Raw genomic sequence first — 22722 nt, forward strand, 5'->3', positions numbered from 1 at the left:
ATGGGCGAAGGCGATAGCATCGAACCAAGTGCGAGCGGAAGGGGAAGAGGATGACTTACCGCCCGATGGCGCTTTCCGACCTCGCCCCGCGCCTGGCGGCGAATACCAGCGACAAGATCCGATGGAAGCTCGTGTGGGAGTTCCTGGAGGAATACCGCTGGGAGTCGCCGAGCCTTCAGCCGTCGTTGCTGCAGGCCGAACCCGAACCCGTGGGCGACGAGCGATGGGATGCGCTTCTAGCCGCTCTCGCGGAACACCTCGCCGCCAAACATGATCTTGCCCCACCTTCGTGGACCGCTTTACGAGTGTTGCGGCGCCCCTGGTTCCCGGCGGAACTGGCCAGCCAGCGAACTGACGCTCTCGTCTGGGCACCGGCGGCATTCCGCAAGCACGGCGTCTACCTTTCGAGCAAGGATCTAGAGGCCGCGTGAGCGACGACGGACTGCTCGGCCGGGCTGAGCTTGAGCATGCGTTCACGGCGCTGGGAGAGCGTTTGGTGCGCCGTGGTGTCGTAGCGGATCTCTTTGTCGTGGTGGAGCCGCGATGGCACTCGCCTACGACGCTGTCAGAGTCACCCGCGATGTCGATGCGCTCTTCGTGCCGCACGGAGTGGTGCTGGAGGAGGCCCGTCGGGTGGCCGAGGACCTCGACCTGCCCCCCTGGTGGTTGAACGAGCAGGCCAGTGTCTACATCTCCGGCAAGGACGACCCGGGAAAGCGGAGGGTCTTCGACCACCCGGGGCTACGTGTGATGGCGGCTTCGCCGGAACACATCTTCGCGATGAAGGCGATGGCTGCCCGTACACGTGATGTAGACGATCTTCGACACCTGGCCGGTCTCGCCGGCATCGCGTCATCGGAGGACGCGCTCCATCTGTGTGGACAGTTCTTTCCTGGCGAAGAGGTCTCCCCGCGAGCGCGAGCGGTACTGACCGACCTGTTCGACTGAGCCGGAACGTCGATCTCACCCACAGATGATCGTCCGGCGAATATCCCGCAAACCGACGCCCGGAAATCACAGCCTCAACTCATGTCGTACCCGGAGAACATCGCGATCGGCCTGGAGCAGCCCGAGGTCAACACCCTGGTGACCGGCAAGTTCGTGCTGGAGGTGACCGAGGACGCCGAGCGCGACCGGCATCTGACGGTGACCGTCGAGCTGGCCCCGGGCCTGCGCGGCTCCGACGAGAGCGCACAGCTGGTCGGCCGCTCGATCCTGACCCAGCTGCGCCGCCTCAACAGCGAGTTCGCCAACTACGTGCCCCCGGCGAAGCAGCCCCCGGTCGTCCACCTCCGCGAGACGGGCGACCCCGACCACTTCCCGCCCGGCGCCAAACACCGCCACACCCGAGCGTGATCACTCCTCAGAGCACGCGTCCTTTGGTCGATGCGGCGGCTCGAAGGGTTCACCGCGACCGAACCCGCCCTTTCAGCGTGCTCACCAGAAGTCGAACCGGGCCGGAGACCATCGGTTCGGACAACGTCACCTACGCGACATCAGGCCGTGTCATCAGCGGCGACCGCAGATGCGACGCCAGACTGGGACCGGTCAGGGGCACGGTGCTCCACGTCGCCGTCGCTGTCCCCGCGGCGGTGTCGACCACCAGCCGGACCCGGTGCGGGGTGGTGATGACGTAGGGCTCGGCGACGAACGTGTCGCCCCGCCAGGCGCCGGCCGCGACGACAGGGCGGCCGAGCGGCGAGCTTTCCCGCCAGTCGCCGTGGCCGACCTCGACGTCGAGAAACGACCCGAATCGCAGCAGCCATCCACCGTCCACGGGATCGACGATCACCGTGGTTCCGTCGGGCAGAGCCGAATCCTCGCCGGAGGCGTCGAGTCTCGCCTTGACGGAACGCTCCGGGGCGGCCGAACCCGGCACCGGCGCGAACGACAGCCGCCGCAGCCGATCGGCGAGGACCTCGTCGTCCCGGGTGCTTCCCGCGTGGTCCGTACCGGGCAGCAGGCACTCCCATATCGCGTCGAGCACCGCCTGTGCCTGCGTGTGGGCGCCGGTCACGGCGACCACGAGATCGTGCGACGGGACGACCACGCACAGCTGGCCGAAAGAGCCGTCACCGTGGTAAACGTGACGCGACACCCAGAACTGGTAGCCGTAACCGCAAAGGTAGTCGGCGTCCCCCGATCCGTCCTCCAACCGCAGCGTCTCGATGTGCCGTCTGGTCGCGAGCTCCACCCATTCGCGCGGGACGAGCCGCCGGTCGCCCCAAAGGCCTCCGCGCAGCAGCAGTTCGCCGAAGGCTGCGACGGCCTCGGTCGTGAGGTGCAGGCCGTGGAATCCGAAGGCGGCACCGCTCGCCACCCGGTCCCATTCGGCGTGGTCGACGCCCATCGGCGTGAAGAGGCGCTCGTCGAGCAGTTCCGGCAGGCCGCGGCCCGTGACCCGTTCCACCATCCGGGCCAGGACGAAGGTGGTCGGATTGTCGTAGGCGTGCCGTGTTCCCTCGGCCTCGGGAAACGGTACGCGCAGGAAGCCCTTCACCAGGTCGCCCGGTTCCAGGCGCCAGGCCTCGGCGAGGCTGTCCGTGCGGTGTCCGGCCGTCATGGACAGCAGGTGATGAACGGTGAGGCGGCGTCCCCGCTCCGAGATGCCGGCCGGAACGTGGTCGGGCAACACGTCCACCACCCGATCGTCCAGCGAGAGCAGCCCGTCGGCGATCGCGAGCCCCACGGCGATCGAGGTGAACGACTTGGTCATCGAGTAGAGAAGGTGCGGGCGATCAGCCGAGTACGGCGCCCACCAGCCTTCGGCGACGACGTGACCGTGGCGTACGACCATGACGGAGTGGCACTCGACGGATCGCGCTTCGAGCCGGTCCAGCAGCGTGGTGACCGCGCGGGACGACATCCCCGAGGCGGCCGGTGCCGAGCGCGGCAGCAGAGCGCGCTGAGAAGGCATCCGGGTACCCTAACAAAACCGCCCGATCGAGTTACGAGACATGGCTCGGAGCCGCCGGCCACGCGAAGCCCGTACCGGGCGAACGCCGGTTCCCAGGGTTCTCGTTGCGATCCAACCCCCGTTCAGCCCCGTTCCGGAGGGACCGGCTGCGCCCGCTGGTCCAGATGGAACCGATCTGAACGGGCAGGAGCAGAACCGCTGACGCGGTTTGTGTTTCCCGTGCGACATCTGGTCAGCCATGACAGGGAGCAACCCAGAAGGTTCCACTGGAGTGCGCCGGCTTAGGCTTGACGCATGCCAGGCTTTGAGATTGTCACGCATGTCATGGCGCCACCGGAACGAGTTTTCGACATCTCGTTGGACGTGGATGTTCACGCGGCCTCAATGGCGGGATCTTCCGAGAAAGCGGTCGGAGGTGTGACCACCGGTGGCTTGAAGCTGGGCGATACCGTTACATGGCGGGCGCGACACTTCGGCATACGCCGGCGAATGACGTCTACGATCAGCGCTTACGATCGCCCTGGTCATTTCGTCGACGAGCAGGTGTCAGGACCCTTCAAGCACTGGTACCACGCTCACCATTTTCAACCTTACGACCAGGGCGGCACGGCAATGCGCGACGTCATCGAATTCGCCGCGCCTCTCGGCCCTCTCGGAAGGATCGCCGAGATGCTGGCTCTCCGTCACTACATGCCGAAGTTGATCCGGGTTCGCAATCAGCACATCAAGCAGGTCGCCGAAGCCACTCTCGCGGCTGATTGAAGGTATCCCCGTTACCTGTGCCGCGTGTAACGGGACCACCGGCCCACACTTGCCAAGCTCGCCTCATGCGCAACAGCAGGGACACGCAGAAGCGTCACCCGGCAGGCAGGTGATGGCTCATCAGCTTTCCGGGGGCTACTTGGGGAGCCACTCGAACAGGCGATCATGAACTGAACCAGACGGATCGGAACGCCTTGACGGTCACCGCCGCAGATCGAGAACCTTGCCTGCATGGCAACAAAGGCATGGTTCGATGCCGAATCTCAGATGGAGCCCGGTACAGAGCTTTTTCAAAGTGAGCGCAGGTTCCAACTCTGGGGCCATACCGCCAGCCACGGCCAGCCACCGCTTCGCAGCACGGCCGGACCGGGCAGGCAGGGCAGGAAGCACGAGACCACGATCGAAGTGCTGTTCAAACCGATCGGCGCAGGATGACCGACCATACCGAACGCCCGCTGCTCTTCCTTGACGTCGACGGGCCGCTTCTCCCGTTCGGCGAGGATCCGCACCGCGCACCGCGAGCTACTACACCGGACTCGCGCCCGGCGCGGTTCACCTGCGAGGTGGGGCGTCGGCTGGCGGCGCTGCCCTGCGAACTTGTTTGGGCGACGACCTGGGAAGAGGAGGCGAATGCCGAGATAGCACCCCGGATCGGGCTGCCGCGGCTGCCCGTCGTGAGCTGGCCGGAGCCAACCGACCAGCATGAACGTGAGGACCAATGGTTCGGGCTCTGCTGGAAGACCCGGACCCTGGTGAACTGGGCGGGAGGACGCCCGTTCGCCTGGGTCGACGACGAGATCACCGACGCCGACAGGGAGTGGGTCTCCGCGCACCATAGCGGCCGGGCTCTCCTCCACCACGTGGAGTCATATCGGGGACTCACCGACGAAGACTTCACAGTCCTCGATCAATGGCTTCGAGCCCTGTGAATCACCCGCGATCCACGGGGTTTGACAATCGCTCTCCACGTGGTCGCTCACCCGCCGAAGCGCCTCAGCCTCATCGAGCCCACGCACAAAGGTGAGGCACCGCAGGTCGCCCAACCCATGGTCATTGGCGAGCCAGGCGACGTCGGCGTGACTGATCTTCACGTGTGCGCTCCCTACGGATGCTCCGGATGTGCCGCCACGGTAACGATCAGATCCGACAACCACGCCACCCTTCAGTGCCTCACGACCTCGCGCGGCGTCTGTCTCCGTCGGGGGCCCTCGGGATCCGGGATGGACAGGCGGGCGAGGGGCCGGTTCGGGTCGCGGTCCGGCGCCGTCCCGTGCCGTTCCGGACGGACCGGGCGCGCCCGCTGGTTCAGGCCGAAGCGATCGGGACGGGCAGGACCAGAGCTGCTGACGCGGTTTGGCTAGCATCCATGCTTGCCGGACAGACACGAGGGATGACGGCGTGGTGATCGTGCAGCGGATCGTGATCCGGTGGACCAAGCAAGCGCGCGGCGCCGAGGAGGCCACGCGCCGGCGCGAGATTCCCTCGGCGTTCGAGCTGCCGCCGACGCCCGACGCGCCGCTGGTCGTCCACGACCTTCTCGCCGACGAACGGACCGGATACGCGCCCACCGCGACGGTAGACGGTCATTCGTTCCCGGCGCGGCTCAACGGACTGCGGTTCCAGCTGTCCGGAGCAGCGGTCGCGGTGGAGCGAACCCCGGTGTGGGCCGCGTACCCGACCAACCGTCACCCCAGCCGGGTGTTCCTGCTCCACCCGGGAGAACGTGCGCGTTACCGGGCCAACTTCCGCTTCAGCGGCTACGGCACCCAGTGGTACTACGAGCAATGGACCGTCAACATCGCTCACGAGCCATGGCGGCGCGACCTTTTCCTGACGGAGAAGATAGACCATGACAAGGACGAGCGGGTTTCCCTGTACGGCGGGTACCGCTGACCCACGAGCGACCCGCCTCGGGACGCGTGAGCCGGCCAGGTGAGCGGGACACCCGCCGCTCACCGGCACCACGTCCGTCCGAGCTGGCCTGAGTGCCAACGGTCATCCCGGGAGCGGCAGGTATTCGAACCAGTCGAAGGCGGCCGTGTTGGTGCTCGGGTGGCCGTTGGAGGAGGCGTAGAGGCCGATCATGGCGCCGGTGAAGCCTCCGGCGACGGTGGAGCCGAGGACGCGGCCGTCCACCGGGGCCGCGAGGTCGGTCCACTCGCCGGGACGCAGCGCGTAGCGGGCCTGGTAGTCCTGGCCGTGGGCCTCCACGCCCAGCCACAGCGGGCCGGACGGGACGACGTCGGCGCGGGCCAGGAGGGTGTCCGTGCCGCCGGAGCGGCGGGTGAGTTCCAGGCCGTGCGCGGTGAGGACGAGCGTGATGTGGAAGTCGTCGTTCTGGAACAGGACGAGCCCGGCGCACTCCTCCCCCCGCGGGCGGAACTCCATCACCGTGTGGGCCGCGAAGGCGATGTGCTGCTGCCGCCGGGCGACCAGGCTGGGCGCGGCCCGCTCGCGCAGGCTCTGCGGTCGCAGCCGCAGGGTGAGACGGCTGTCGGCCAGGTTCCAGTACGGTTCGCGGGGCGTGCGCAGGTGGTTCCACACCGGTGCGAGGCGTGGGGCGTCGAAGTGGTCGCAGGCGGGGGTGGCGGGCCAGCGGCGCGCGGGGGTCGAGGGGGCCTGCGCGTACGGTTCCACCTGGTCGAAGACCGGCCAGTCGTCCTCCCAGCGGACGCGGGTGAGGAAGGTCTCGCGGCCCAGGTTGTAGCCCTTGGAGGCGCGGACGGCGGCCGTCGTGGGCTGGTCGCCGGCGGGTTCACCACGGGAGCCGCCGTCCGGGGAGCCGGCGGATCCGGTGTGAGGACGATCCTCGGCGGGAGCGGCGGGAGCGAGAGGAGCCGGGAGAGCGCCGTAGGGACGGGTGGCGAGGAGGACCGACCACCACTCGCCCTCCGCGTTCCGGACCAGGTCGGGGTGGCCGACGCTGGTGATGGGGTGGCGCAGCCCGAGGTGGCGGTGGGTGAGCACGGGGTTGCGCGGGTTGCCCAGGTAGGGTCCGGTGATCCGCTCGGCTCTCGCGACCATCACGGCGTGGTCCTCGGCGGTGCCGCCCTCCGAGGTGAGCAGGTAGTAGAAGGCGCCGATCCGGTAGATGTGCGGGCCCTCGCACCAGACGCCGCCGCGCTGCGCCGCCTCCCAGATCACGTGCTCCTCACCGAGCAGCTTGAGCGTGGCCGGGTCGAACTCGCGCAGCCAGATCTCGCTGTCGCCGTCGTAGCGCCCGGCGTCTCTCGGCCGGGTGCCGGTCATCCAGGCGCGGCCGTCGTCGTCGAAGAACAGCGAGGGGTCGAAGCCCCTGGTCTCGGGGAACCACACCGGCTCGCTCCACGGCCCGGCCGGGTCGGTCGCGGTGACCAGGAAGTTGCCCGGCTCGTCCATCAGCGTGGTGATCATGTAGAAGACACCCTCGTGGTGCCGGAGGGTGGGGGCGTAGATGCCGCCGGACGGCCGTACGCCGTCCAGGTCGAGCTGGGACGGCCGGTCCAGGACGTGGCCGAGCTGCCGCCAGTGCACGAGGTCGCGGCTGTGGAAGATCGGCACTCCGGGGAACCACTCGAAGGACGAGGTGACGAGGTAGTGGTCCTCGCCCACCCGGCACACCGAGGGGTCGGGGTGGAAGCCGGGGATGACGGGGTTGGTGTACATGGGACTCCCTCGGTGTCCAGATCTTCCTTCGAGGGCCCCGGTGACCCGGGGCGGGCTCGGCGTGGTCGGACGTGTCAGGGACCTGCCCCGGTGAGGTTCCGGAGCGGGTTGGGGATGGCCCGCGCGAGGCCGGCGTGGGCGGACGTGTCAGGGACCTGTCCCGGGCCTTCGATCGTCACGGAGATTCCCTGCAGACGGGTGGCCCTCCGAACACGGATCCGAAAGGGGTGCCGGACCCCCACCCCCCTGAAGGCCGGGCCCGGCACCCCCCGGAGCCAGGCCCTGTCCTCTGGAGGAGGACGGACCCGGCAGCTTGGCGGTCGTGTCTACCTGGCGAGCTGAAACACCCCCACCTCGACGTGTCGACGTGGCTCCGCCCGGTCGGGTCGTCCCAGTTCGCGGCGGCCGTGCGGGCGGTGCCCGTGGCGTCGTCGACCTGGACGTCGAAGCCGAGCGGGGCGTGCGTCAGGCGCCACCACGCGGTTCCTCGGCGTGTACGTCCTCGCCGCGCGCGTCCTCGCCGCGCAGGTTCTCGGCGAGCAGATCGAGCAGCGGCTGCCGCCGGACGCAGCGGGCGAGGGCGAAGGAGTCGGCCAGGGCGGTCAGTTCCTCGTCGGAGCAGCCGCGCAGCAGCTCCGCGTACTCGGGAAGCAGCGCCTGCGCGATGAGGATGTGCCGGATCAGGTCGTCGGTCTGGTAGCGGGCGCCCCACGGGTAGGGGTCCCAGGACGGGAACTCGGTCTCCATCAGCCGGTGCAGCGGGGCCAGCTCGCTCGCCGACTCCTCCATCGTCGAACCCCACCGGTCGGCGCCCAGCCGCCCCTTCTTGGCGATGAAGTCGCCGAACCGGCTCATGTACGGCTCGCCGGCGCTGACCAGGCCCTGCAGCCCGACGTCCTTGTAGGTCCACAGCGACCAGCCGGCCTCGTAGGAGTCGAAGATCTCCAGCTGGTCGCGGAGGATCTGGTAGCGCTGCCGGTCGATCTCCGGGTCGCCGGTGTAGACGGGTCCGAACTCGCCGACCCAGATGGGGGTGCCGGTCTCGCGCTGGAAGGTGGTCCGCCGCTCGAAGGAGAGCTCCAGCTGGGCCCGGTCCACCCACTCGCCGCGGGTGTGACCGGGGTAGGGGCCGCCGTGCGCGAACCCGGCCAGGGCGTAGTCGTGGCAGACGAAGACCGTGTTCTCGTACACCTCACGGAAGATCGAGAAGTCGGTGGAGTAGGTGTTGCCGTCCAGGAACAGCACGTGCTTCGGGTCGACGGCGCGCACGGCCTTGACCAGGCGGTCGTAGAAGGGGCCGACGACCCGCCCGCTCCGGTCACCCGGTTCGTTGATCGGGTTGTATCCGGCCACCCAGGGGTTGTCCCGGTAGCGGTCGGCCACGGCCTCCCACAGGTGGACGGCGCGGTCCTGGAAGTGCCGGTGCTGCCAGAACGCGGCGACGTGGGTGGGATTGTCGGAGTGCCAGTGCTGGTTCTGCGCGCCGGGCAGGGCGTGCAGGTCGATGACGCTGTGGATGCCGTGCTCGGCGAGCAGTCCGATCACCCGGTCCAGGTGGCGGAAGCCGTGCTCGACGATCTCGAAGGGGCGGTCGTCGGACTCCAGGTGGCGGTAGTTGATCGGGATGCGGACGCAGTTGGTGCCGAGCCCGGCGAGCAGCGCGGCGTCGTCCGCGCCGAAGAAGGAGGTGAGCAGCCGGTCGAAGAACAGCTCGGCCCGGTCCTCCCCCAGGACCTCCCGGACGGCCTCGCGCATCGCGGACTCGTTGGCCGGGTAGCCGGTGATGAAGTTCTCCATGTTCAGCCAGCCCCCGAGGCCCACTCCACGCAGCCGTACCGGGGTGCCGGCCGAATCGACGAGACGCGATCCGGCGACACTCAGGGTCATGGTGTCTCACTCTCTACTCAGGCGATGAGATTCGGGTCAGCCCTTGGTGGCACCGGCGGTGAGGCCGCTGATCAACTGACGCTCGGCGACGGCGTAGAAGGCCAGGGCGGGCACCATCGCGACGATGACGTAGGCCAGGACCCTGGCGATGTCCGTCATGTACTCCCCCTGGAACTGCTGGACGCCGAGCGGCAGGGTCCACAGGCCGGGGTCGTTGAAGACCACCAGCGGGAGGAAGAAGTTGTTCCAGCTCGCCACGAGCGCCAGCACCGAGACGGTGGCCAGGGCGGGCTTGGCTATCGGCAGCAGCACCCGCCAGAAGAAGCCGAAGGGGGTGCAGCCGTCGATGATGGCGGCCTCCTCGATCTCCCTGGGGATGGACCGGAAGAACGTCCGAAGGATGATCACGGTGAGCGGAAGGCCGAACGCGGCCTGCGGCAGGATCACCCCGAGCGGGTTGTCCAGCAGGCCGAACGTGCGCAGCAGGACGAACAGCGGCAGGATCGCCACCGCGAACGGGAACATCAGCCCGATGGCGAACAGCGTGAACAGGAACTCCCGCCCCCGGAAGGCGAACCGGGCGAAGGCGAAGGCGGCCATCGCCGACAGCCCCACGACCAGCACGGTGGTCGCGACCGCGATGAACAGGCTGTTGAGGAGCTGGCGCCAGAACGCGCCGGAGACGATCACGTCGGTGTAGTTCTCGGTGACCCACGGGGAGGGCAGGCCCAGCGGGTTGCTCGACAGCTGGCTGGAGGTCTTGAAGCCGCCGAGCAGGCCGTACAGGAAGGGGACGACGATGAAGACGGCCGCCACCCAGATGACCGCGTGGATCGGGTACGTGCGGAGCCGGGCGATCATCGGCGGTCCCCCATGGTGGTGCTGGCCCCCTCCAGGTCCCGGCGCAGGACGAACCGCTGGTAACCGAGGGCGAAGACGAGACTGATCAGGAACATGACGACGCTGATCGCGCTGGAGTAGCCGATCTGGGACCGCTTGAAGCCGTACTCGAACATGCTGACGGCCATGGTCTCCGAGGCGTGCGACGGGCCGCCGCCGGTGAGGATCCAGACCAGGTCGAAGAGCTGGATCGTGCCGATGACGGACAGGAACGCGCTGACCCGGATGGTGGGGCCGAGCAGCGGCAGGGTGACGTGGCGGAACACGTCCCAGCCGCCGGCGCCGTCGATCCTGGCCGCCTCGCTCAGCTCCTTGGGGATGCCCTGCAGGCCGGCCAAATAGATGATCATGTGGAACCCGAAGTACTTCCAGGTGATCACCAAGAACAGCGAGAACATCACGGTGTCCGGTTCGGACAGCCAGGTCCAGGGCTCCAGGCCCCAGGAGACCAGCAGCTGGTTGGCCATGCCCGTCTCGGGCGACAGGATCATCGAGAACAGCACGCCGATGATCGCCTCGGAGAGCATGTACGGCGCGAAGAACAGCAGCCGGTAGAAGGCCCGCCCGCGGATCCGCTGGTTCAGCATCACCGCCAGGCCCAGCGAGAGCGGCAACTGCACCGCCAGGCCCAGCACGATGAGGATGGCGCCGTTGCGCAGGTCGCCGGCGAAGATGTCGCTGGCGAACAGCCGGGTGAAGTTGTCCAGGCCGATGAAGTTGCTCGGCGGGCCGATGCCGTTCCACTTGAAGAGGCTGGTGTAGCCGGCCACCAGGATCGGCAGCAGCACCAGGAGGGCGAACAGGATCAGCGCGGGGAGGACGAACAGGATCGCGGTGACCCAGCCGCGACCTCGGCGAGAGCCGCCCCGCCCCCGCCTCGCGGCGGGTCTCTCGGAGGGAGGGGCCGGACGTGCGTCCGGCCCTGTCGTCGTCGTCACCGTTTTCATACCGGGCGGCTACTCCGACTCCGACTTGGCCGTCTCGGTGATGGCCTGGACGACCTCCTCCGGCGTCTTGGTGCCCCCGATCAGCTCGGCCACGACGTCGTTGACCTCCTGGCCGACGGCCGGCGGGTACTCCTGGTCGAGGTAGAGCTGGAAGCCGCTGGCGGCCGCGAGGGTCTCGGAGACCGTCTTGATGTGGGGGTCGGTGACGGCATCCTCCTCACCCGTCTTGAGCACGGGCAGGACTCCTCCGGCCTTGACGGCCTTGCTGTGGTTCTCCGGCTTGAGCGCGAACTTCAGGAAGTCCAGCGCGGCGGGCGGGGCGTTGACGCTCACGGCGAGGCCGCCCCCGCCGCCGAACGCGTCGCCCGCGGCGCCCTTGCCCCCCTCCACCGCCGGGAAGGGGAAGAAGCCGAGGTCGTCGCCGAGGCCCTTGCCGGAGTCCTTCTGCACGGACGGGGCCCACTGGCCCATCAGCTCCATGGCGGCCTTGCCGTTCGACACGTTCGCGGACTGGCCGTCGGGGGTGGAGTAGTCGGCGCCCAGGAAGCCCTTCTGGAACGGCTGGAGGTCGACGAGCTCCTTGAGTTTCTGACCGGCGGCGACGAAGTCGGGACCGGTGAAGTCGTTGGTGGTGCCGGCCTGCTTGAGCGCGTCCAGCCCGGCCACCCGCATGGCCAGGTAGGCCCAGTAGTAGTGGCCTGGCCACTTGGCCTTGCCCGCGAGGGCGATCGGGGTGGTCCCGCTCGCCTTCAGCTTCTTGACCGCGTCCAGGTACTCGGTCCAGGTGGCGGGCGGGGTGGTGATGCCGGCCTTCTTGAACAGCGCCTTGTTGTACCAGAAGCCGACCATGCCGATGTCGATGGGCAGCCCGTAGGTCTTGCCGTCGAACTGGTAGGCGGACAGGGCCGCCGGCGTGATGGTGTCGATGACGTCGCCGGCCTCGGACGACAGGTCCTTCACCAGGCCCGCCTCGATGTGCTGCTTCAGGACGCCGCCGCCCCAGGTGGAGTACAGATCGGGTGCCTTGCCCGACTGGGTGAGCGTGGCGAGCTTCGGCTTGTATGAGTCGTTCTCGATGGAGATGTTCTTGATCGTGACGTTCGGATGGGCTGTTTGGTATTCCTTGATGGCATTGGCCCAGAACGTCTTCATGGGGTCCGCCGTCGCCAGGTTCCAGAACTCGAAGGTGACCTTCTCCGAGCCGGTGGTCGCGCCGGCCTGGGCCCCGTCGCCGTCTCCGCTCGTACTGCAGGCTCCGAGAAGCAGAGCGGATGCCGCCAGAGCTACCACGCCTCGCCGACTCAGCATGGGATCCCCTTTCGGGAGTTTGCTTGAAATTTTCACATATTCCCCGAATATTTCGTGTTCCGGAGAATAGGTAAACTCGCGGTTACGCGTCAATAGCCCCGCGGTAGTGATCCCGGACCACGAGAACCACCTCCCGGGGAAAGCCTCCGAAAGGTTTCAGTTAGTATTCGCCGCATGCCAACCAAGCCGCGCGTGACGATCGCCCTGATCGCCGAGGAGGCCGGGGTCTCCGCGCCCACGGTCTCGAAAGTCATCAACGGGCGGCCCGAGGTCGCGTCCGAGACCAGGCAGCGGATCGAGCACCTGCTGCACAAGCACGGCTACCGGCGCAGGACCGGCCAGGGCGACGCCCCCGTCGGCCTGGTCGACCTGGTCTTCACCGAGATCGAGAGCCCGTGGGCGATGGAGCTGGTGCGCGGCGTGGAGACCGCGGCCCGCGAGGTCGACGCCGGGGTGGTCGTCTCGGTCCTGCACAGCCACGCGGGGCCCGGCAGGGACTGGGTGGAGCGGATCGCCGCCCGGCGCACCGACGGGGCCATCCTGGTCGGCTCCCGGATCAGCGCCGACCAGCACGGCCAGCTGGCCGCCAGGTCCATCCCGTTCGTGGTGGTGGACCCCGAGGGCGAGCCGCCGCCCGGGGTCGCCTCGGTCGGCGCCACCAACTGGAACGGCGGCCTGGCCGCCACCCGCCACCTGCTGGAGCTGGGCCACCGCAGGATCGGGATGATCGGCGGCCCCGCCGACATGCTGTGCAGCCGGGCCCGCGTCGACGGCTACCGGGCGGCGCTGGAGACCGCGGGGATCGCGGTGGACGCGGCGCTCATCAGGTACGGCGACTTCCTGGTCGGCTCGGGCCGCGACCACGGCCACGACCTGCTGTCCCTGGACGAGCCGCCCACCGCGATCTTCGCCGGCAGCGACATGCAGGCGTTCGGCGTCTTCGAGGCGGCCAGGCAGCGCGGCCTGCGGGTCCCGGACGACCTGTCCGTGGTGGGCTTCGACGACCTGCCGCTGGCACGTTCCGCGTGGCCTCCGCTCACCACCGTGCGCCAGCCGCTCCAGGAGATGGCGGCGCTGGCCACCCGGATGGTGCTCGGCCTCGACCGCGGCGGGCACGAGCCCCGGCGGGTGGAGCTGGCCACCGACCTCCTCGTCCGCGAGAGCACCGCCCGCCCGACCGGCTGACCGCCCCCACCCGGTCCCGCTCTGCCCCACCCGGCCGCCGCCCGACCGGCCCTGCCCGACCGATTTCGCCCGGCGGGCCCGCGCCCGGCGACCCCCCACCCGCGGCGCGAGGGGCTGTTGACGGCTGCTCTCGAAACATTTACGGTACTTGTCACGAAATGTCTCGGTAATCTTGTGAAACTTTCGGAAAGCGGGTTTCCGCATGTCTCGACGTCACAGGGCGCTGCTGACACCGGTCCTCATCCTTCCCCTCCTCGGGTTCAGTCACGCCCCGGCGGAAAGCGCTTCCCCTATCCGGGTGGACCACCACGGCGTTCTCCAGCGGATCGACGGCTTCGGTTTCTCGCAGGCGTTCCGGCGTAACGAGCTGGTCCGCGCGCTGCCCGCCGCCAAGCAGCGGGAGATCCTCGACCTGTGGCTGAGCCCGGAGAAGGGCGCCGGGCTCAGCATCCTGCGCCTGGGCATCGGCTCCTCCCCCACCGGCAGCCCGTACGACCTGATGACCTCCATCCAGCCCGAGGACCCCGGCGGGCCGGGCGCGCCCCCGAAGTACGTCTGGGACGGCGACGACGGCGGCCAGGTCTGGCTGGCCAAGGAGGCCAGGCGCTACGGCGTGACCCGCTTCTACGCCGACGCCTGGAGCGCCCCCGGCTACATGAAGGACAACGGCTCCGACAGCAACGGCGGGACGCTGCTTCCCGAGTGGCGGCAGGCGTACGCGAACTACCTGGTCCAGTACGCGAAGTTCTACGCCACCGAGGGCATCAGGATCACCGACATCGGGTTCACCAACGAACCCGACCTCACCGTCTCGTACGCCTCGATGCGGTTCACCCCCCAGGAGGCCGCCGAGTTCGTCAAGGTGCTCGGCCCCACCGCGGCCCGTACCGGGCTCAAGGTGGTCTGCTGCGACGCCGCCGGCTGGTCCCAGCAGCGCGAGTACACCGCCGCCATCGAGGCCGACCCCGTCGCGCGGCGGTGGGTCGCCACGCACGCCGGGCACCCCTACGTCAGCCCGGTCGACGGCCCGCTGCCCACCGACCGGCCCGTGTGGATGTCGGAGTGGTCGCCCAACGGGACCACCTGGAACGAGGCGTGGGACGACGGCAGCGGCTACGACGGCTTCGCGGTCGCCCAGCAGATCCACGACTCGCTCACCCTGGGCAGGGCGAACGGCTACATCTTCTGGTTCGGCGCCTCGCGCGGCACCACCCGGGGACTGATCCAGATCGACGAGGCCACCTCGACCTACCGCGTCTCCAAACGCCTGTGGGCGCTGGCCGCCTACAGCCGCTTCGTCCGCCCCGGCGCGGTCCGGCTCTCCGTCGCCTCGGCCGACCCCGCGCTGAAGGTCACCGCCTTCCGCAACACCGGGGGCTCGGAGGTCGTCGAGATCCTCAACACCTCCACCGCCCCCGTCACCACCAAGATCACCACCCGCCCCGGCCGGGCCACCGCCTACCTGACCGACGCCGACCACTCGCTCGCCGCCACCCCGCTCTCCGGGCTGAGATCCGGCAGGACCCTCACCCTCGCCCCGCGTTCCCTGACGACGGTGGTCGTACGGTGACGCACCCGCCCGCGGGCGGTCTCCGGGTCTCCGGTCGCGCATCGTGCTCCCCGCGACCGGAGGCCGGGAGCTCGCCCGAGCCACCCGGACGGCCCGGACGGCCCGGATCCGGGCCGTCCGTCTCCGGACCCTCCGGACCCTCTGGACCCTCTGGACCCTCTGAGACGGAAGGACCGAGATGATCCGGGTGGCGATCGTGGGCACCGGCGGCATCGCGGGGATCTGCCACCTGCCCGCGCTGCGCGCCCAGGCGCACCGGGCGCGGGTGGTGGCCGCCGTGGACGTGGACGAGGCGCGGGTCAGGGCGTTCTGCGCCGAGCACGCGATCCCGGGGGCGTACACCTCCCTGGAGGCGATGCTCGACGCGGAGCGGCCCGACCTCGTCCACCTGTGCACCCCGCCGCACCTGCACGCCGCCCAGGCGGTGACCTGCCTGAAGGCGGGCGCCTGGGTGTGGACCGAGAAACCCGCCTGCCTGTCGCTGGCCGAGTACGACCTGATCGCGGCGGCCGAGGGGCCCGGCCACGCCTCGGTCGTCTCCCAGCACCGGTTCGGCTCCGGCGCGCGGCACCTGCGCGCCCTCGCCCCCGAGCTGGGCCGCCCGCTCGTCGCGCTCTGCGTGACCGCCTGGTACCGCGACCACGCCTACTTCGACGTGCCCTGGCGCGGCCGGTGGGAGACCGAGGGCGGCGGCCCCACGATGGGGCACGGCATCCACCAGATGGACCTGATGCTGTCGGTCCTCGGCGACTGGTCGGAGATCCGCGCGATGACCGGCACGCTGGACCGCCGGATCGAGACCGAGGACGTCTCGATGGCCGCCGTCCGCTTCGACTCCGGTGCGATGGCCTCGGTGGTCAACAGCGTGCTGTCTCCGCGCGAGGAGAGCTACCTGCGCTTCGACTACACCGAGGCGACCGTGGAGCTGCGCCACCTGTACGGCTACCGCAACGCCGACTGGACCTCCACCTCGGCGCGCTGGAACCCTCCCGAGGACCTGCCGAGCTCGCACGAGGCGCAGCTGGCGGAGCTGCTGGACGCCTACGAGCGCGGCGAGCGACCGCCCATGAGCGGCCCCGAGGGGCGCCAGGCGCTGGAGCTGATCACCGGCCTGTACGCGTCGGCGTTCACCGGCCGTCCCGTGCTCCGCTCCGACCTCACCCCCGACCATCCCTTCTACCACCGGCTGGACGGAACCGCATGGAGCTGACCTTCACCGAGCGCGGCGTCGAGATCCTGCGCTACGTCTACCTTCCGAAGACCCCGGTCTTCGAGTCGCCCAAGCCGTACTTCCACCCGATCAGGACCCTGGCCGGAGACGTGGTCAGCACCTTCCGCCCGCACGACCACCGCTGGCACAAGGGCCTGCAGATGACCGTCTCGGACCTGTCGGGGGAGAACTTCTGGGGCGGCGGCAGCTACGTCCGCGAGGCCGCCGGGTACGTGGACCTGCCGAACAACGGGACCATGCGGCACGAGGAGTTCCTCTCTCCCGGCGTGGAGCGCCTGACCTGGCACACCCAGGGCGGCGAGCACTGGGTGGACGAGGTGAGGACCTTCGAGGTGCGCGACGTGCTGGACGACTCCTGGGCGCTGGAGCTGTCCACCTCGATCACCAACGTGCGCGGCAGGGACCTGGTCTTCGGCAGCCCCACCACCAACGGCCGCCCGATGGCCGGGTACTGCGGCCTGTTCTGGCGCGGGCCCCGCTCCTTCGAGCACGGGGAGGTGATCGCCGAGAGCGGCGAGGGGCCGCGGATGATGGGCGAGGAGTCGGCGTGGCTGGCCTACACCGGCCGCCACGACGAGGTGGACCGCTCGTCCACCCTGCTGTTCCAAAGTGCCCTGCCCACCGTCTGGTTCGTCCGCACGACGCCGTTCGCGGCCGTCAACCCGTCCATCGCGTTCCACCGCGAGATGGTCCTGCCGCCCGGCGCGACGCTGCGCCTGAGCTACCGGACGGTCGTGGCCACCGGCGCGTGGGACCGTCCCCGGCTGGAGGCGTACGTCAAGGAGCACCCGTACCCGGAACCGGCGTGACCGGCCCGGCGCCGCGTCCGGCGAAGATGTCCGGCAGAGACGTCCGGCCGGGATGTCCGACCGAAACGGCCGGCGGAGATGTTCGACCGAAGCTCGGCTGAAGTGTCCGGCGGAGATGTCCGGCAGGAGTGAGGAGCACCCGTGTTCGGCACAGGCGTGAGCGATCTGACCGTCTACGACTGGCCCACCGAGGACGGCCTGCGCGGAGGTTCGCCCCACCTGCACACGCTGTGCGCGGAGGCCTACGCCGTGGTGGCCGGTTCCGGAAGCGTGCAGACCCTGACCTGGAACGGGTACGAGGAGACGGCGCTGGCTCCCGGCTCCGTCGTCCGGTTCACCCCCGGCACGGTCCACCGCCTGGTCAACGGCGGCGGCCTGCGCATCGTGGTCCTCATGCAGAACAGCGGCCTGCCCGAGGCCGGTGACGCCGTCCTGACCTTCCCCCCCGACGTCCTCGCCGACCCCGCCCGGTACGCCGCCGCCGCGGGCTCGGCCCCGCGCGAGCGCCGCGACCTGGCCGTCGAGGGGTTCCTGCGGCTGCGCGCCGAGGGCCGCACGGGCTTCGCCGCCTTCCTGGAGGCCGCCGCCGCGATCGTCGCCCCCCGCCTGGACGCCTTCGAGTCCCGCTGGCGCGAGGGCCCGCTGCGCGCCGCCGAGACGACGGGCGCCCAGCTGGCCGCGCTGCGCGGCGGCGACCTCGCCCACCTGCGCGAGGCCGCGGTCACCCAGGTGCCCGCCGTACCCCGCGACGGCATGTGCGGCCACCTGATGACCTACCCGGCGGACTTTCAGGACCTGCCGGACCGGGGCGGGGCCTGAGGGAGCCGGGGGGCGTGACACCGGGCGGCGCGGCGGCGCGCGCCGCCCGGTGTCACGTGACGGCCGGAACCGGGAAATGTCGGTGCGATCTTCTAGGCTGGGGACATGGCACGAGCTAACGATGACGTCGCCGCCGCCCTGGAGGAGTACGCCGAGCTGTTCGCGATGAACGGCGGCGACGCGTTCCGGGTCCGCAGCTACCAGAAGGCCGCCAGGGCGATCGCGGGGTTCCCCGACGACATCACGACCGTGCCCGTGCGGAGCGTGTCCGGGGTGGGCGAGGCGATCGCCAAGAAGGTCGAGGAATACCTGGAGCGGGGCAGCTTCCGCCAGCTCGACGACCTGCGGGAGAAGGTCCCCCAGGGGGTGCGCCGGCTGACCCGGGTGGCCTCGCTCGGGCCGAAGAAGGCCGTCTTCCTCTTCCAGGAGCTGGGCATCGATTCTCCCGAGGCCCTGGTGAAGGCCATCGGCGAGGGGCGCCTCGACGGCGTCAAGGGCTTCGGCGCCAAGACCGTGGAGAACCTCCTCAAAGGTGTCGAGCACCTGGCCGAGCACAGCGCCAGGATGCACACCGGGACGGCGATGGACCTCGCGGAGCGGGTCATCGCCTCGCTGCCGGGCGCCGAGCGGATCGCCTACGCCGGGTCGCTGCGCCGGATGAAGGACACCGTCGGCGACATCGACGTCCTCGTGGTCGGCCCCGAGTCGCTGATGGACGACTTCAAGGCCCAGCCCTACGTCGCGGAGGTCGTCGCCTCGGGGGAGAAGAAGACCTCGATCCGCACCGCCCAGGGCGTCCAGGTCGACCTGCGCCTGGTCCCCGCCGAGTCGTGGGGCGCCGCGATGATGTACTTCACCGGTTCCAAGGAGCACACCGTGCACCTGCGAGAGATCATCGTGAAGAAGGGCTGGAAGCTGTCGGAGTACGGCCTGTTCGACGGCGACCGGGTGATCGCGGCCGCGACCGAGGAGGAGGTCTTCGAGGCGCTCGGCATGGAGTGGATCCCGCCGGCCCTGCGCGAGGACGGCGGCGAGATCGCCGCCGCGCTCAAGCACGAGCTGCCCGAGCTGGTCACCGTCGAGGATCTCAGGGGCGACCTGCACACCCACACCGACCTCACCGACGGCATCGCCTCCCTCGAGGACATGGTCGCCGCCGCCGCGGCCCGCGGTTACTCCTACTACGCGGTGACCGACCACGCGCCCGACCTGGCGATGCACCGGATGAAGCTGGAAAAGGCCCTGGAGCAGCGCGAGCGCATCCACGCGCTGCAGAAGAAGTACCCGAAGATGCGGCTGCTGCACGGCAGCGAGCTGAACATCGCCCCCGACGGCTCGGTCGACTGGCCGGCCGAGGTGCTGGAGGGTTTCGACGTGTGCGTGGCCAGCGTCCACTCGCACTTCAACCAGTCACGCGCGGAGATGACCCGGCGGTTCGTCGCCGCCTGCGAGAACCCCCACGTGCACATCATCGGCCACCCGACGACTCGCAGGATCGGCATCCGCCCGCCGGTGGACGCCGACTGGGACGAGGTGTTCCGCGCCGCGGCCCGCACCGGCACCGCGATGGAGATCGACTCCTTCCCCGACCGTTCCGACCTCCCCGCCGACCTGGTGCGGCTCGCGCACCACCACGGCGTGAAGTTCTCCGTCGACAGTGACGCCCACGCGGTCCCGCACCTCGACAACCAGCGGTTCGGCATCGGCGTCGCGCAGCGCGGGTGGCTCACCACCGACGATGTGATCAACACCTGGCCGCTGAAGCGGCTGCTGGCCTTCCTCGGCCGCTGAGGCGACGGCCGGAGGCGGGGGCGTGTCATCCTCACTTATTGCCTAGTTATTTGGTAGGAAATATATGTAATATAGGCGGCGCCGGACGCCCACGGACGGGTATCGCCTTCGGAAAAGATCGCCGGGATCACCCCGCCCGGAAGGCATGCCTACCGTGTGAAATGGGAAGGTTACGGAAAGTGATGATCGGCGGGCCTCCGCACCTCGCCAGAGAAGACGCCCGAAAGACGCCGGAGGTCCTACGGAGGAAACGAGAGGGAAACGTGCCGACGTGATGATGGCAACACGTGTTCTCCGATTTCTCGCATTTTCCGCCAGGAGGCCCGACCGATGCGCCAGCTGACCGCGCTCGACGCGCAGTTCCTTCACGCCGAGTCGGCGACCACGGCGGCCCATGTCGCGGGGCTGGCCATCCTCGACCCCGCCTGCTCCAGCCTCGGGACCGTCACCCGCGAGTGCCTGGTCCGGCTGCTGCGCGAGCGGCTGCACCTGGCCCCGGCGCTGAGGCTGCGCCTGGCCACCGTGCCGTTCGGCCTCGACCGGCCGTACTGGACGGAAGACCCCGATCTCGACGTCGCCGGCCACGTCCACGAGGTGACCCTCGCCGGCCCCGGCGACGACGCCCAGCTCGCCGAGAAGGTGGCCAGGATCCACGAGCGGCATCTCGACCGGGACCGCCCGCTGTGGGAGATGCACCTCATCCAGGGCCTGACCGGAGGCCGCGTCGCCCTGTACGCCAAGGTCCACCACTGCGCCATCGACGGGGTGTCGGGGGCGGAGCTGCTCGCGGCGCTGCTGGACCTCACGCCCGAACCCCGTGCCGTCGAGCGGCCCGCGCCCGGACCCCGGACCACCGCCCCCGGCCTGGCCGGCATGCTCGCCGGCGCCGTGGCCAGGACGGTGCTCCAGCCCGCCAGGACGCTGTACTCGCTGGGCCGCATGGCGGCCGAGCTCGACACGATGCCACTGACCTCGGCGCTGCCCGGCGCCCGGCAGGTGGCCGCCGCCACCCGGCTGATCGCGGGAAGGGAGACCGAGCCGCCCGAGCCGCCCATGCTGACCGCGCCGCGCACCCCGTTCAACGGCCCGATCGGCGCCGAGCGGCGCTTCTCCTACGGGTCGATCCCGCTCGCGGACGTCAAGCGGGTGGCCAGGAGCGCGGGGGCCAGCGTCAACGACGTGGTCATGACGCTGTGCGCCTCGGCGCTGCGCGCGTGGCTGCGCGAGCGCGACGCGCTGCCCGACCGGCCGCTGATCGCCGCGGTCCCGGTCGCGGTCCGCACCGCGAGCGCGCGGGAGGTGGTCGGCAACCAGATCTCCGTCATGGTCACCCCGATCCCGACCGACCTGGCCTGTCCCCGCGAGCGCCTGCGCGTCATGGCGGGCACGATGCTCAGCGCCAAGCGGCGCTTCGCCGGCGCCCCCACGGCCTGGCTGGGCGAGCTGTCGTCGATGCTGCCCTCGGCCGTCACCGCGCTGGCGACCTCCGCGGTGTTCCGGCTGGCCTCGATCGTGCTGCCGCCGATCAACCTGATCGTCTCGAACGTGCCGGGGCCGCAGCTCCCGCTGTACCTGTGCGGGGCCAGGGTGCTCGCCTACCACCCCATGTCGGTGCTCACCGACGTGAGCGGCGGGGTCAACATCACCTGCTTCTCCTACGACGGCTCGCTCGACTTCGGCATCCTGTCCTGCCCGGACCGGGTGGCCGACGTGTGGCGGCTCATGGGCCACCTGCGGGAGGCCATGGACGAGCTGATGGAGCAGGTCGAGCCGCCCCCGGCCGGGCGGATCGACCCGGTGGGGCCGCCCGTGCCGGCCAGGGAGATGGCACCCGTCTGAGAGCGGGGGCGCCTCCCGGAGAAGAGCCGGACTGGGGGGCGGGGACGCCTCTTGGAGAATCACCGCCGATGTCCCGCAACCGCGCGATTGGTCAAGAAATAGAGTTGGCCCATGAGCTTTTCTGAGCTGAACCTGTTCCCTCTCTGCCTCGGTGGCAACGTATTCGGCTGGACCGCCGACCGGGACGACTCGTTCGCCGTCCTGGACGCCTACGCCGAGGCGGGCGGAAACCTCGTCGACACCGCGGACGTCTACTCCGCGTGGGCTCCCGGGCACGCCGGCGGGGAGTCGGAGACCGTGATCGGCGAGTGGATGGCCTCTCGCCGCAACCGCGACCGGATCGTGGTGGCGACCAAAGTGGGCTCGCTGAGCGGTCGCACCGGGCTGTCGGCGGCCAACATCCGCGCGGCGGCCGAGGACTCGCTCCGGCGGCTCCGCACGGACTACATCGACCTGTACTGGGCCCACGTCGACGACGCGGCCACCCCCCTGGAGGAGACCCTCGGCGCGTTCGACGAGCTGGTCACCGAGGGCAAGGTCCGCAACATCGGCGCCTCCAACTACAGCGCCGAGCGGCTCGCGGAGGCGCTGTCGATCTCCGAGGAGGCCGGCCTGGCGCGGTACGGGGTGCTGCAGCAGCACTACAACCTGCTCGAGCGCGACTACGAGGGGGCGCTGCGCGACGTGGTGACCGAGGCGGGGCTGACCAGCACCCCGTACTTCGGCCTGGCCCGCGGCTTCCTGACCGGCAAGTACCGGCCCGGGACCACGGTGGACAGCCCGCGCGCGGGCCAGGCGGCCAGCTACCTGGAGACGGAGCGCGGCCCGCGGGTGCTCGACGCCCTGGACAAGGTGGCCGCCTCCCACGGCGCCGTGCCGGCCACCGTCGCGCTCGCCTGGCTGGCCGCCCAGCCCACGGTGGCCGCGCCGATCGCCAGCGCCCGCAACGTCGAGCAGCTGCGGCCGCTGCTCGCGGTCGCCGACATGACGCTGTCGCGGGACGAGCTGGCCCTGCTGGACGAGGCCTCCCGCCAGGAGCCCGCCGGGCGCGCATGACGACGGGGCCCGGCCGCGTCGCGGCCGGGCCCCGGGTCCCCGCACTTCCGCACACG

Annotated in this window: 21 protein-coding genes; 15 read left to right on the plus strand and 6 right to left on the minus strand. The window is 70.0% G+C overall.

The window, feature by feature from the left end; genetic code table 11:
• The first annotated feature begins 65 nt into the window (after positions 1 to 65).
• From ACTOQ1_RS00630 to ACTOQ1_RS00640, 3 genes are all read left to right on the plus strand, one after another.
• The gene (locus ACTOQ1_RS00630) at positions 66 to 431 is read left to right on the plus strand and encodes a hypothetical protein (RefSeq protein WP_440063599.1); all 366 of its coding nucleotides are present in this window, start codon (positions 66 to 68) and stop codon (positions 429 to 431) included.
• Between the two features lie 112 nt (positions 432 to 543).
• Positions 544 to 948 (plus strand): hypothetical protein, encoded by a 405-nt coding sequence (locus ACTOQ1_RS00635; protein WP_440063601.1) that lies wholly within the window; start codon positions 544 to 546, stop codon positions 946 to 948.
• An 81-nt stretch (positions 949 to 1029) separates the two neighbouring features.
• Positions 1030 to 1356, plus strand: a complete 327-nt coding sequence (locus tag ACTOQ1_RS00640; protein WP_440063602.1) for a hypothetical protein — start codon at positions 1030 to 1032, stop codon at positions 1354 to 1356.
• 130 nt (positions 1357 to 1486) lie between these two features.
• Here the strand turns inward: ACTOQ1_RS00640 and ACTOQ1_RS00645 are convergent, their stop codons facing one another.
• A complete protein-coding gene (locus tag ACTOQ1_RS00645; RefSeq protein ID WP_440063604.1) occupies positions 1487 to 2917 on the minus strand; it encodes a serine hydrolase domain-containing protein in 1431 nt (476 codons plus the stop codon).
• Positions 2918 to 3211: 294 nt separating this feature from the next.
• Between ACTOQ1_RS00645 and ACTOQ1_RS00650 the strand changes: the two genes are divergently transcribed.
• The 4 genes from ACTOQ1_RS00650 to ACTOQ1_RS00665 all read left to right on the plus strand — a co-directional run bounded on the left by ACTOQ1_RS00650 (position 3212) and on the right by ACTOQ1_RS00665 (position 5572).
• The gene (locus ACTOQ1_RS00650) at positions 3212 to 3679 is read left to right on the plus strand and encodes an SRPBCC family protein (RefSeq protein WP_440063605.1); all 468 of its coding nucleotides are present in this window, start codon (positions 3212 to 3214) and stop codon (positions 3677 to 3679) included.
• Between the two features lie 231 nt (positions 3680 to 3910).
• Positions 3911 to 4114 (plus strand): hypothetical protein, encoded by a 204-nt coding sequence (locus tag ACTOQ1_RS00655; protein WP_440063606.1) that lies wholly within the window; start codon positions 3911 to 3913, stop codon positions 4112 to 4114.
• Positions 4111 to 4608 (plus strand): HAD domain-containing protein, encoded by a 498-nt coding sequence (locus ACTOQ1_RS00660; RefSeq protein WP_440063607.1) that lies wholly within the window; start codon positions 4111 to 4113, stop codon positions 4606 to 4608. Before ACTOQ1_RS00655 ends, ACTOQ1_RS00660 begins: the two co-directional genes overlap by 4 nt.
• A 469-nt stretch (positions 4609 to 5077) precedes the next feature.
• The gene (locus ACTOQ1_RS00665; RefSeq protein WP_440063608.1) at positions 5078 to 5572 is read left to right on the plus strand and encodes a hypothetical protein; all 495 of its coding nucleotides are present in this window, start codon (positions 5078 to 5080) and stop codon (positions 5570 to 5572) included.
• A 102-nt stretch (positions 5573 to 5674) separates the two neighbouring features.
• Here the strand turns inward: ACTOQ1_RS00665 and ACTOQ1_RS00670 are convergent, their stop codons facing one another.
• The 5 genes from ACTOQ1_RS00670 to ACTOQ1_RS00690 form a co-directional block, all read right to left on the minus strand.
• Positions 5675 to 7324, minus strand: coding sequence for a glycoside hydrolase family 43 protein (locus tag ACTOQ1_RS00670; RefSeq protein ID WP_440063609.1), 1650 nt, complete (start codon positions 7322 to 7324; stop codon positions 5675 to 5677).
• Between the two features lie 465 nt (positions 7325 to 7789).
• Entirely contained in the window at positions 7790 to 9211 is a 1422-nt protein-coding gene (locus ACTOQ1_RS00675; RefSeq protein WP_440063610.1) for a glycoside hydrolase family 5 protein, read from the minus strand.
• A gap of 36 nt (positions 9212 to 9247) precedes the next feature.
• Positions 9248 to 10072, minus strand: coding sequence for a carbohydrate ABC transporter permease (locus tag ACTOQ1_RS00680; protein WP_440063611.1), 825 nt, complete (start codon positions 10070 to 10072; stop codon positions 9248 to 9250).
• Entirely contained in the window at positions 10069 to 11049 is a 981-nt protein-coding gene (locus tag ACTOQ1_RS00685; protein ID WP_440063613.1) for a carbohydrate ABC transporter permease, read from the minus strand. The genes ACTOQ1_RS00680 and ACTOQ1_RS00685 overlap by 4 nt, the downstream gene beginning before the upstream one ends.
• An 18-nt stretch (positions 11050 to 11067) precedes the next feature.
• Positions 11068 to 12366 (minus strand): extracellular solute-binding protein, encoded by a 1299-nt coding sequence (locus ACTOQ1_RS00690; RefSeq protein WP_440063614.1) that lies wholly within the window; start codon positions 12364 to 12366, stop codon positions 11068 to 11070.
• Positions 12367 to 12540: 174 nt separating this feature from the next.
• Between ACTOQ1_RS00690 and ACTOQ1_RS00695 the strand changes: the two genes are divergently transcribed.
• The 8 genes from ACTOQ1_RS00695 to ACTOQ1_RS00730 all read left to right on the plus strand — a co-directional run bounded on the left by ACTOQ1_RS00695 (position 12541) and on the right by ACTOQ1_RS00730 (position 22666).
• Complete coding sequence (locus ACTOQ1_RS00695; RefSeq protein ID WP_440063615.1) at positions 12541 to 13551, plus strand: LacI family DNA-binding transcriptional regulator; 1011 nt, start codon at positions 12541 to 12543, stop codon at positions 13549 to 13551.
• 298 nt (positions 13552 to 13849) lie between these two features.
• Positions 13850 to 15121, plus strand: a complete 1272-nt coding sequence (locus ACTOQ1_RS00700) for a glycoside hydrolase family 30 protein (RefSeq protein ID WP_440063616.1) — start codon at positions 13850 to 13852, stop codon at positions 15119 to 15121.
• A 178-nt stretch (positions 15122 to 15299) separates the two neighbouring features.
• Positions 15300 to 16331, plus strand: coding sequence for a Gfo/Idh/MocA family protein (locus ACTOQ1_RS00705; protein WP_440063618.1), 1032 nt, complete (start codon positions 15300 to 15302; stop codon positions 16329 to 16331).
• Positions 16322 to 17161: a PmoA family protein gene (locus ACTOQ1_RS00710; protein ID WP_440063619.1), complete on the plus strand. Its 840-nt coding sequence runs from the start codon at positions 16322 to 16324 to the stop codon at positions 17159 to 17161. The genes ACTOQ1_RS00705 and ACTOQ1_RS00710 overlap by 10 nt, the downstream gene beginning before the upstream one ends.
• A gap of 141 nt (positions 17162 to 17302) precedes the next feature.
• The gene (locus ACTOQ1_RS00715) at positions 17303 to 17980 is read left to right on the plus strand and encodes a cupin domain-containing protein (RefSeq protein ID WP_440063620.1); all 678 of its coding nucleotides are present in this window, start codon (positions 17303 to 17305) and stop codon (positions 17978 to 17980) included.
• Positions 17981 to 18085: 105 nt separating this feature from the next.
• Positions 18086 to 19771 (plus strand): DNA polymerase/3'-5' exonuclease PolX, encoded by a 1686-nt coding sequence (gene polX, locus ACTOQ1_RS00720; protein ID WP_440063622.1) that lies wholly within the window; start codon positions 18086 to 18088, stop codon positions 19769 to 19771.
• Positions 19772 to 20101: 330 nt separating this feature from the next.
• Positions 20102 to 21610: a WS/DGAT/MGAT family O-acyltransferase gene (locus ACTOQ1_RS00725; protein ID WP_440063623.1), complete on the plus strand. Its 1509-nt coding sequence runs from the start codon at positions 20102 to 20104 to the stop codon at positions 21608 to 21610.
• Positions 21611 to 21721: 111 nt separating this feature from the next.
• A complete protein-coding gene (locus tag ACTOQ1_RS00730; protein ID WP_440063625.1) occupies positions 21722 to 22666 on the plus strand; it encodes an aldo/keto reductase in 945 nt (314 codons plus the stop codon).
• Positions 22667 to 22722: the final 56 nt, after the last annotated feature.

This window comes from Streptosporangium sp. OZ121, assembly GCF_051918885.1.
Lineage (GTDB): Bacteria > Actinomycetota > Actinomycetes > Streptosporangiales > Streptosporangiaceae > Streptosporangium.

Bases quoted from the DNA above. Each gene is read 5' to 3' on its own strand.
- ACTOQ1_RS00630 (WP_440063599.1), top strand. From the start codon at position 66: ATGGCGCTTTCCGACCTCGCCCCGCGCCTGGCGGCGAATACCAGCGAC.
- ACTOQ1_RS00635 (WP_440063601.1), top strand. From the start codon at position 544: ATGGCACTCGCCTACGACGCTGTCAGAGTCACCCGCGATGTCGATGCG.
- ACTOQ1_RS00640 (WP_440063602.1), top strand. From the start codon at position 1,030: ATGTCGTACCCGGAGAACATCGCGATCGGCCTGGAGCAGCCCGAGGTC.
- ACTOQ1_RS00645 (WP_440063604.1), bottom strand. From the start codon at position 2,917: ATGCCTTCTCAGCGCGCTCTGCTGCCGCGCTCGGCACCGGCCGCCTCG.
- ACTOQ1_RS00650 (WP_440063605.1), top strand. From the start codon at position 3,212: ATGCCAGGCTTTGAGATTGTCACGCATGTCATGGCGCCACCGGAACGA.
- ACTOQ1_RS00655 (WP_440063606.1), top strand. From the start codon at position 3,911: ATGGCAACAAAGGCATGGTTCGATGCCGAATCTCAGATGGAGCCCGGT.
- ACTOQ1_RS00660 (WP_440063607.1), top strand. From the start codon at position 4,111: ATGACCGACCATACCGAACGCCCGCTGCTCTTCCTTGACGTCGACGGG.
- ACTOQ1_RS00670 (WP_440063609.1), bottom strand. From the start codon at position 7,324: ATGTACACCAACCCCGTCATCCCCGGCTTCCACCCCGACCCCTCGGTG.
- ACTOQ1_RS00675 (WP_440063610.1), bottom strand. From the start codon at position 9,211: ATGACCCTGAGTGTCGCCGGATCGCGTCTCGTCGATTCGGCCGGCACC.
- ACTOQ1_RS00680 (WP_440063611.1), bottom strand. From the start codon at position 10,072: ATGATCGCCCGGCTCCGCACGTACCCGATCCACGCGGTCATCTGGGTG.
- ACTOQ1_RS00690 (WP_440063614.1), bottom strand. From the start codon at position 12,366: ATGCTGAGTCGGCGAGGCGTGGTAGCTCTGGCGGCATCCGCTCTGCTT.
- ACTOQ1_RS00695 (WP_440063615.1), top strand. From the start codon at position 12,541: ATGCCAACCAAGCCGCGCGTGACGATCGCCCTGATCGCCGAGGAGGCC.
- ACTOQ1_RS00705 (WP_440063618.1), top strand. From the start codon at position 15,300: ATGATCCGGGTGGCGATCGTGGGCACCGGCGGCATCGCGGGGATCTGC.
- ACTOQ1_RS00710 (WP_440063619.1), top strand. From the start codon at position 16,322: ATGGAGCTGACCTTCACCGAGCGCGGCGTCGAGATCCTGCGCTACGTC.
- polX (WP_440063622.1), top strand. From the start codon at position 18,086: ATGGCACGAGCTAACGATGACGTCGCCGCCGCCCTGGAGGAGTACGCC.
- ACTOQ1_RS00725 (WP_440063623.1), top strand. From the start codon at position 20,102: ATGCGCCAGCTGACCGCGCTCGACGCGCAGTTCCTTCACGCCGAGTCG.
- ACTOQ1_RS00730 (WP_440063625.1), top strand. From the start codon at position 21,722: ATGAGCTTTTCTGAGCTGAACCTGTTCCCTCTCTGCCTCGGTGGCAAC.